This window comes from Streptomyces hainanensis (assembly GCF_004348415.1).
Classification (GTDB): domain Bacteria; phylum Actinomycetota; class Actinomycetes; order Streptomycetales; family Streptomycetaceae; genus Streptomyces; species Streptomyces hainanensis.
In genome coordinates, this window is sequence record NZ_SMKI01000372.1 from 1 (window position 1) to 7,972 (window position 7,972).

Genomic DNA, 7,972 nt, shown 5'->3' on the forward strand with positions numbered 1-7,972 from the left:
CGAGCCTGTCCATGCCCTTCAGCGACCGGAGTCTGAGCCTGCCGGAATGGAGCACGCTGCGCGGGCTTCCCGCCCTGCGGTCCGTCGTCCTCACCGCGCGGACCCTGCGGAGTCTCGTCGCGTGCGGCGCGACGCGGACGGCGCGATCGAGCCGATGCTGGCCACCTCGTGGGAGCAGGTCGAGCCCACCGCCTGGGAGTTCGACCTCCGCGCCGGCGTCACCTTCCAGAACGGCGAGCCGATGGACGGCGCCGCCGTGGCCGGCGCCCTCACCCACGCCCTGGAGACGACCGCGCCGGCCTCCGTCTTCTCGCCGGAGACCGTGACCGGGGTGACGGCCGTCGACGAGGACACCGTCCGGATCACCACCCCCGAGCCCGAGTTCCTGATGCCGGAGCGGCTCGCCACCCCCAACACCGGCATCCTGGCCCCCGACGCCTACGGCGAGTCCGCCACCGACCCGCGGTCGGCCTGCACCGGGCCCTTCACCATCGTCGAGGAGGTGCCCCAGCAGTCCGTCCGGCTGGAGCGGAACGCGGCCTACTGGGGCGGCGAGGTCCGACTCGACGCGGCCGAGGTGCGGTTCGTCACCGACGCCACGCTGCGCGCCACCCAGATCCAGACGGGCGAGGCCCAGATCTCCCGCAAGATGCCGATCACCAGCGTGAGTTCGCTGACGGAGCAGGACGGCGTGACGGTGGAGACCGCGGAGCTGTCGCGGACCACGGGACTGATCCTCAACAACGCCCGCGCGCCCTTCGACGACGAGCGGGTGCGGCGCGCCGTCCAGGCCGCCGTCGACACCGCCGAGATCAGCGACGCCGTCTACCCCGGCGCCTCCCGGCCGGCCGTCGGCCCGTTCGCCCCCGACGAGCCGTTCGCGCCCACCGGCGCCGAGCCCGTCACCGCCGACCCGGAGGCGGCGGCCGCGCTGTTCGAGGAGGCGGGCGTCGACCCCGGCTCGCTCGACCTCACCCTGACCGTCTACACCGAGGGCACCGGCTTCGCCGACCTGGCGGCCGTGATCCAGGAGCAGCTGCGGGCCGCCGGCGTCACCGTGGAGATCGAGACCGCCGACTACGCCTCCGTCGAACCGAGCCTGCTGGACGGCGACTTCGACATGGCGCTGCTCTCCCGCAACCACCTGGGCGACATGCCGGACCCGCTGGGCTTCCTCACCGCCGACTACTCCTGCGACGGCGGTTTCAACATCACCCAGCTCTGCGACCCCGAGGTGGACGAGCTGATCGCCCGGGCCGGCGACACCGCCGACCGGGACGAGCGCTACGCGACCTACGCGCAGCTGGCGGCCGACCTCCAGGAACGGGCCGTCAACGTCTTCCTGGTGCACGAGACGGAGACGGTGGCCCACGCGGGCGTCACCGGGTTCGTCCTGCACCCCTACTACACCCTGACCGCCGACCTGGCACTCGCCGACGGCTGAGCCGTCCACGCCACCCCCGGAACCAGCCCCGGAACCAGCCCGGAAACACACCGCTCAGAGAGGGAATCAGATGATCGAGTTCCGCCCCAAGTTCATCACCTTCGACTGCTACGGCACCCTGACCCACTTCCAGATGTCCGCCGTCACCCGGGGGCTCTACGCGGACCGGGTCGCCGCGGAGCGGATGGAGGACTTCCTGGACGACTTCGAGGCCTACCGGATCGACGAGGTGCTCGGCGCCTACCAGCCCTACCCGGACGTCGTCACCCACGCCCTGAAGCGGGCCACCGCCCTGTGGAACCTCCCCTACCGGGAGTCGGACGGCCAGGCCGTCGTGGACGCGGTGCCCACCTGGGGCGCGCACCCGGACGTGCCGGAGGCGCTGGCCAGGCTGGCCGAGGCGTTCCCGCTGGTGATCCTCTCCAACGCCGCCGACGACCAGATAGTCCACAACGTGGCGAAGCTCGGCGCCCCGTTCCACTCCGTGTTCACCGCCCAGCAGGCCCGCGCCTACAAGCCGAGGCTCGCCGCCTTCGAGTACATGCTCGGCCAGTTGGGCTGCGCGCCGGGCGACCTGCTGCACGTCTCGTCCAGCCTGCGCTACGACCTGATCCCGGCGCACGACCTGCGGATCACCAACAAGGTCTACCTCAACCGGGGTTACGAGCCCAGCACGCCGTACTACGGCTACACCGAGATCTCCGCGCTGACCGAACTGCCCGCGCTGCTCGGCCTGTAGCCCCGGCGACGAGGCCCCTCCGAGAAAGGAAGGCCTGGACGTGAAGTCCGTTCCCTACTGGCTGGACACCGCACCGGCCGCGCCCGACCGCACCGGCGTCGCCCTCGAGGGCCGCACCGACGTGGCCATCGTGGGCGCCGGCCTCACCGGGCTCTCCGCCGCCGTCCACCTGGCCCGCAAGGGCGCCGCCGTCACGGTCCTCGAAAAGGACACCGTCGGCTTCGGCGCCTCGGGGCGCAACGGCGGGATGTGCACCACCGGGCTCGCCATCGGCTTCCTGACCGCCGTGGCACGCTACGGGATCCCCACCGCCAAGGCCCTCTACCTGGCCTACAACGACGCCATCGACACCGTCGAGAAGCTGGTGACCGAGGAGTCCATCGACTGCGACTTCACCCGCACCGGCAAGCTCAACCTGGCCTGCAAGCCCGCCCACTACGAACGGCTGGCCCGCACCCACGAGGCGCTGGCCGACATGATCGGCTACCACACGGAGCTGATCCCCGGGAAGGACCTGCGCACCGAGGTCGGCACCGACCACTACCACGGCGCCATGGCCGACCCGCGGGGCGCCGGGCTGCACGTCGGCAAGTTCGTGCGCGGCCTGGCCGACGCCGCGGAACGCCTCGGGGTGCGGATCCTGGAGGGCACCGAGGTGACCGGGACCCGCCGGATCGGCGGCCACCGACACGACGTGGTCACCCCGATCGGCACCGTCCGCGCCGACCAGGTGCTGTTCGCCAGCGGCGCCTACACCGGCTCCTCGTTCCGCTGGCTGCGCAACCGGATCGTGCCCGTCGGCAGCTTCATCGTGGTCACCGAACCGCTGCCGCGGCACGTGGTGGACGAGCTGATGCCCACCCGCCGGATGGCGTCCGACTCCAAGAACATCCTCTACTACTTCCGCATCACCCCGGACAACCGGCTGCTGTTCGGCGGCCGCGCCAGGTTCGCCATGTCCAACGCCGCCTCCGACCTGAAGAGCGGCAGGATCCTCCGCAAGGGCATGCTCTCCGTCTTCCCGCAGCTCTCCGGCGCCCGGATCGACTACTGCTGGGGCGGCCTCGTCGACCTCAGCCTCGACCAGATGGTGCACGCCGGCGAACACGAGGGTCTCTTCTACTCCGCCTGCTACTCGGGGCACGGCGTCCAGATGGCCACCCACATGGGCCGCCAGATGGCCGACGTGCTCGGCGGCGACGCCTCGGCCAACAGCTGGCGCGGCCTCGCCTTCCCCCGCGTGCCGGGACACTTCGGCCCGCCCTGGTTCCTGCCGTTCGCCGGCGCCTACTACCGGGCGCTCGATGCCATCCGCTAGCCGGCCGACAGCCGACGGCCGACGACGGACGGCCGGAAGGAGGTGTGCGTCCCATGCTCAGATTCGCCCTCAGACGGGCCACGGTCACCCTGGCCACGCTGCTCGTCGTCTCCCTGCTCGCCTTCCTCATCCCCTACCTCAGCGGCGGCGACCCGGCCCGCGCCGTGCTGCGCTCCCGGGTCTCCGACAACGCCCTCGACCCGGCCGCCGTGGAGGCCCTGAAGGCCGACCTCGGCCTGGACCGGCCGCTGCTCGCCCAGTACGTCAGCTGGCTCGGCCGGGTGATCGGCGGCGACTTCGGGCTCTCGTTCACCAGCCGAGGACCGGTCTCCGAGCTGCTGGGCAACGCCCTGGGCGTCTCGGTCACCCTGGCCGTCGTCGCCCTGGGCACCGCGGTCCTGATCGCGGTGCCGCTCGGCACCCTGGCGGCCACCCGGCACGGCAGCCGGCTCGACCACGGCATCACCCTGGTCACCCAGGGCTTCGTCGCCATCCCCGAGTACTGGCTGGCCCCCGTGCTCGTCCTGGTGTTCTCCCGCCACCTCGGCTGGCTGCCGTCGGCCGGGTGGGAGACACCGGCCTCGCTGATCCTGCCCGCGCTCACCCTGACCCTCCGCCCCCTCGCCTACGTCCTGCGGATCACCAGGGCCGCCATGATCGACGTCCTGGCCGCCCCCTACATCACGGCGGCCAGAAGCCGCGGCCTCGGCTCCCGCGCCACCCTGCTGCGGCACGGGCTCCGCAACGGACTGCTGCCGGTGCTGACGCTCTCCTCGGTCTGGTTCGCCGGGCTGCTCGGCGGCTCGGTGGTCATCGAGGTGCTGTTCAACATTCCCGGCATGGGCCAGCTGGTCTACCGGGGCGTCGTCAACCAGGACATCCCGGTGATCCAGGGCGGGCTGCTCTGCGTCGTCGCGCTGGCCATCGCCATCAGCACCCTGGCCGACCTGCTCGGCGAGCTGATCAACCCCACCGCGAGGGTCCGCCATGACGCTCACTGAACGGGCCGCCGCGCCCGCCCGACTCCCCGCCGCCGGGGCCAGGTTCACCCTCGCGCTGCGCCGGGTGCGCGGCCAGCGCTGGCCGGTGCTCGCCGGCGGCGCGGTCTTCGTCGCCGTGGTGCTCGTGCTGCTGCTGACCCCCTGGATCGCGCCCTTCGACCCGGCCGCCCAGGACCTGACCCAGCGGCTGGCCGGCCCCAACGCCGAACACTGGCTCGGCACCGACCACCTCGGCCGGGACGTGCTCAGCCGGCTGATGCACGGCGGCCGGTTCTCGGTCACCATCGCCGCGATCACGCTGCTGCTCTCGGCGCTGGTCGGCACCCTGGTCGGCGCGTTCAGCGCCCGCGTCGGCGGCCTGGTCGACGAGGTGCTGATGCGGGTGGTCGACCTGCTGATCGCCATCCCCGACGTGGTGGTGGCGCTGTTCCTGATCGCCGTCCTCGGCACCGGGCACAGCACGCTGATCGCCGCGCTCACCATCGTCGGCTGGACGCCCTTCGCCCGGCTGGCCCGCGGCCTGGCCCTGGAGATCAACGGCCGCGACTTCATCGAGGCGGCCGAGGCGCTCGGCTGCTCGCGGACCTTCATCGTGGTGCGGCACGTCATCCCCAACGCCGCCCGGCCGGTGACCGCGCTCGGCTTCCTGCGGTTCGGCCACAAGCTGATCACCGTCGGCGGCCTCTCCTTCATCGGGCTCGGCGTGCAGCCCCCCGACTCCGACTGGGGCGCGATGCTGCTCGACGCACAGCCCTACATGGAGCAGTCGACGCTGCTCGTGCTGGTGCCGGGGCTGGCGATCTTCGTCACCGCGCTCAGCGTCACCCTGATCGGGCAGGGGGTGGAGCCCAGGACCGACGACCGCGCATGACCGCCGCCGGCCGCGGCAACCGGCCGACCACCCGCCGCACGGAGGAACGAAGCGACCGCGATGACCACCTCACACATCACCCCCATCCCCCGCCGCACCCTCGTCTCCCAGGTCACCGAGCAGCTGCGGGAGGGCATCTACCACGGCGTCTTCCTGCCCGGCAGCCAGCTGCACGAGGCGGAGCTCGCCGAACGCCTCGGCGTCAGCCGCGGCCCGGTCCGCGAGAGCCTGCAACGCCTCATCCAGGAAGGGCTGTTGTCCAGCCAGCCGCACCGCGGGGTGTTCGTCCCGGTGCTCAGCGAGGAGGACATCGTTGACGTCTTCTTCGCCCGCGAGGCCGTGGAGGCCGCGGCCTTCCGGCAGGTGATGGCCTCCCCCGCGCCGGCCGAACTCGTCGACGCGCTGCGGCGGGTGGTGGACGAGATGGCCGGCGCCGTGGACACCGACAACTGGCGGGCGCTCGGCGACATCGACGTGCGCTTCCACCGGCTGGTGGTGAACGCCGCGGGCAGCCACCGCCTCAGCCGGATGTTCGACACGCTGATCTCCGAGACCCGGCTCTGCCTCAACATGTACGCCGATCTCCAACCCGCCAGGCTCGATCTGCTCCCGGAGCACCGGGAGTTGGTGGAGCTGATCGCCGGCGCCGACCTCGACACCGCGCTCGTCACCCTGCAACGGCACTTCGCCGAGGCGGTGGTGACCCTGCGGCACCGGCTCCGCCAGTCACCACGCTGACCGCCACCGGCCAGGGACCGCCAACCAGAGACAGGGAGGCCGGAGATGAAACCGCGACCCCACGAACCCCCGAGCACCACCCCCCGGAAGGCGGCCGACGCCACGTCCGACACCACACTCGACATCCGCGGCCTCCGGGTGGCGTTCGGCGACGCCGCCGTCGTGGAGGGCCTGGACCTCACGGTCCGGCGCGGCGAGATCCTGGCCCTGGTCGGCGAGTCCGGATCGGGCAAGAGCGTCACCGCCCGCGCCGCCATGGGCCTGCTGCCGCCCGGCGCCCGGATCACCGGCGGCTCCATCGCCCTGGACGGCGAGGACCTGGTCGGCCTCCCGCCCCGCCGGATGGACCGGATCAGGGGCGGCCGGGTGGCCATGCTCTTCCAGCAGCCGCGCGCCATGCTCGACCCCACCGCCACCGTCCGCGACCAGGTCGCCGAGCCGCTGTGGCTGCATCGCGGCCTCAGCCACCGGGAGGCCAGGCGCCGGGTCACCGGGCTGCTGCGGGACGTCGGCATCCCGGAGCCGGAGCGGCGGGCCCGCTCCTACGCGTACCAGCTCTCCGGCGGCATGGCCCAACGGGTCATGATCGCCGCCGCGTTGGCCGGCGAGCCGGGGCTGCTGATCGCCGACGAGCCCACCACCGCGCTGGACGTCACCGTGCAGGCCCAGATCCTGCGGCTGCTGAAGCGGCGGCAGCGCGAGTCCGGGATGTCGGTGCTGCTGATCACCCACGACCTGGGCATCGTCGCCACCACGGCCGACCGGGTCGCCGTGATGTACGCCGGGCGGATCGTGGAGGACGGCCCGGTCGCCGAGATCTTCGACGCGCCCCGACACCCCTACACGCAGGCGCTGTTGCGCGCCTCGCTGCTCCGCACCGAGGCCGACCGGCTCTACACCATCCCCGGCAGCGCGACCCGGGCCAGGGAGCTGCGCCGGGGCTGCCGGTTCCGGCCGCGGTGCCCGGTGGCCGAGGGCATGGGCGTGGCGCACTCCTGCGAGAACGAGGAGCCCACGCTGAGCAGTTGCGGCTCCGGACACCGCTCCCGCTGCTGGGTGCGACCGTCCGGGGCGGTGGGGGCGTGACGGCGCCCGCGCCGGCGGCGCCGCCCGCGCCGCTGGTGAGCGTCGAGGGCCTGGTCAAGCACTTCCCGGTGGGCGCCCGCTCGGTGATCGGCCGCCGGCAGGCGGTGCACTCCGTGGACGACGTCTCCTTCGCCATCGCGCCCGGCGAGGTACTCGGCCTGGTCGGCGAGTCGGGCTGCGGCAAGACCACGCTGGCCAGGGCGGTGCTCGGGCTGGTCGCCGCCGACCGGGGGCGGGTGCTGTTCGACGGCGCCGACATCGCCGGGCGCGGCCGGGCCGGCCGGCGGGCGCTGCGGCGCGAGATGCAGCTGGTCTTCCAGGACCCGCACGCGGCGCTCGACCCCAGGATGCGGCTCGGCACCAGCCTGGAGGCGCCGTTGGCCCAGCACCGCGTCGCCGGCCGGGCCGAGCGGCGCGAGCGGATCGTCTCGGTGCTCGAACAGGTGGGCCTCGACGAGTCGTTCCTGTCCCGCCGGCCCGCCGAGTGCTCCGGCGGTCAGCTGCAACGCGTCGTGGTGGCACGGGCGTTGCTGCTGCGACCGCGTTTCCTGGTCTGCGACGAACCGACGTCGGCGCTCGACGCCTCGATCCGCGCGCAGATCCTCAACCTGCTGCTGGAGCTCAAGGACCGGCTCGGCCTCACCCTGCTGATCATCTCCCACGACCTGCGGGTGGTCCGGCACGTCTGCGACCGGGTGGCGGTGATGTATCTCGGCCAGTTGATCGAGGTCGCCACGCGCGACGACCTGTTCGAGCGGCCCGCCCACCCCTACAC

The 7,972-nt window shown here is 72.8% G+C and carries 8 protein-coding genes; all 8 read left to right on the forward strand.

Features of this window, described 5'->3' with window-relative positions; translation table 11 throughout:
- The first annotated feature begins 121 nt into the window (after nucleotides 1-121).
- Complete coding sequence (locus tag E1283_RS27240) at nucleotides 122-1,444, forward strand: ABC transporter substrate-binding protein (RefSeq protein WP_243745138.1); 1,323 nt, start codon at nucleotides 122-124, stop codon at nucleotides 1,442-1,444.
- A 70-nt stretch (nucleotides 1,445-1,514) separates the two neighbouring features.
- Nucleotides 1,515-2,183: a haloacid dehalogenase type II gene (locus tag E1283_RS27245; RefSeq protein WP_132820815.1), complete on the forward strand. Its 669-nt coding sequence runs from the start codon at nucleotides 1,515-1,517 to the stop codon at nucleotides 2,181-2,183.
- A gap of 40 nt (nucleotides 2,184-2,223) precedes the next feature.
- Nucleotides 2,224-3,501 carry an NAD(P)/FAD-dependent oxidoreductase gene (locus tag E1283_RS27250; RefSeq protein WP_132820816.1) on the forward strand — a complete coding sequence of 426 codons (1,278 nt, stop codon included), beginning with the start codon at nucleotides 2,224-2,226 and terminating at the stop codon, nucleotides 3,499-3,501.
- A gap of 53 nt (nucleotides 3,502-3,554) precedes the next feature.
- Nucleotides 3,555-4,502: an ABC transporter permease gene (locus tag E1283_RS27255; protein ID WP_132820817.1), complete on the forward strand. Its 948-nt coding sequence runs from the start codon at nucleotides 3,555-3,557 to the stop codon at nucleotides 4,500-4,502.
- The gene (locus E1283_RS27260; protein WP_132820818.1) at nucleotides 4,489-5,373 is read left to right on the forward strand and encodes an ABC transporter permease; all 885 of its coding nucleotides are present in this window, start codon (nucleotides 4,489-4,491) and stop codon (nucleotides 5,371-5,373) included. Before E1283_RS27255 ends, E1283_RS27260 begins: the two co-directional genes overlap by 14 nt.
- Nucleotides 5,374-5,433: 60 nt before the next feature.
- Nucleotides 5,434-6,111 carry a GntR family transcriptional regulator gene (locus tag E1283_RS27265; RefSeq protein ID WP_132820819.1) on the forward strand — a complete coding sequence of 226 codons (678 nt, stop codon included), beginning with the start codon at nucleotides 5,434-5,436 and terminating at the stop codon, nucleotides 6,109-6,111.
- A 45-nt stretch (nucleotides 6,112-6,156) separates the two neighbouring features.
- A complete protein-coding gene (locus E1283_RS27270) occupies nucleotides 6,157-7,197 on the forward strand; it encodes an ABC transporter ATP-binding protein (RefSeq protein ID WP_132820820.1) in 1,041 nt (346 codons plus the stop codon).
- Nucleotides 7,194-7,972: ATP-binding cassette domain-containing protein (locus tag E1283_RS27275; RefSeq protein WP_165956257.1), on the forward strand; the 779-nt coding region annotated here is incomplete at its 3' end. The genes E1283_RS27270 and E1283_RS27275, both read left to right, overlap by 4 nt.

What these genes read in the sequence shown, in the direction of transcription:
- E1283_RS27270 (WP_132820820.1), top strand. Translation starts at nt 6,157, where the DNA reads ATGAAACCGCGACCCCACGAACCCCCGAGCACCACCCCCCGGAAGGCG.
- E1283_RS27245 (WP_132820815.1), top strand. Translation starts at nt 1,515, where the DNA reads ATGATCGAGTTCCGCCCCAAGTTCATCACCTTCGACTGCTACGGCACC.
- E1283_RS27265 (WP_132820819.1), top strand. Translation starts at nt 5,434, where the DNA reads ATGACCACCTCACACATCACCCCCATCCCCCGCCGCACCCTCGTCTCC.
- E1283_RS27255 (WP_132820817.1), top strand. Translation starts at nt 3,555, where the DNA reads ATGCTCAGATTCGCCCTCAGACGGGCCACGGTCACCCTGGCCACGCTG.
- E1283_RS27260 (WP_132820818.1), top strand. Translation starts at nt 4,489, where the DNA reads ATGACGCTCACTGAACGGGCCGCCGCGCCCGCCCGACTCCCCGCCGCC.